Annotated in this window: 1 protein-coding gene; it reads left to right on the plus strand. The window is 47.3% G+C overall.

Annotation, left to right across the window (positions count from 1 at the left end):
- Window positions 1-738: amidohydrolase family protein (locus tag R7Q11_RS26075; protein ID WP_225466988.1), on the plus strand; the 738-nt coding region annotated here is incomplete at both ends.

The raw sequence follows: 738 nt of genomic DNA on the forward strand, positions 1-738 counted from the left end.
GCCCTATCTGGGCTTGCTTTAACGGGGTGTTTTTCTGAAGAAGCGAAAGAAGTAGAAGCCGTCGCCGAGCCACTCAAAGTAACCGCCGCAGACAAAATTTATTATGGTGGCGACATCCTAACCATGGCAGGCGATAAGCCAGAGTACGCCGAAGCCGTCGCGACATTAGGCGAGAAAATCATTTATGTCGGCAGCAAAGATGGAGCGATGGAACACAAGTTCGGTAAAACACAGTTGGTCGACTTAAAAGGCAAAACTATGTTGCCTGGCTTTGTTGATCCGCACAGTCATGTGTATGGTGTTGGTCTGCAAGCCATGGTCGCAAACGTGCTGCCACCTCCTGATGGCGAAGCCGATACCGTTGCGAAAATCATAGAAACTCTGAAAAATGCCGAGAACAATAATACGCAACGCCTATTCATTGAGAAAACCGGATGGATTTTAGGTTTTGGTTACGACGACGCCCAACTGGTTTACTACCCTACCAAAGCGGAACTCGATAAAGTCAGCACAGATAAGCCTGTATTAATCATCCACACTTCGGGGCATTTGAGTGTCGCGAACAGTAAAGCGTTAGAGCTAGCAGGCATCACATCAGAATCGGAAGATCCAAAAGGTGGCATTATCCGCCGAATGGAAAACAGCCAAGAACCCAATGGGGTCCTAGAAGAAAACGCGCACTTTGCAATGCTGTTCAACCTCAATAAGTTGATTGATTCAGAACTTCAAGATCGCATG

Source organism: Vibrio sp. 970 (genome assembly GCF_033339075.1).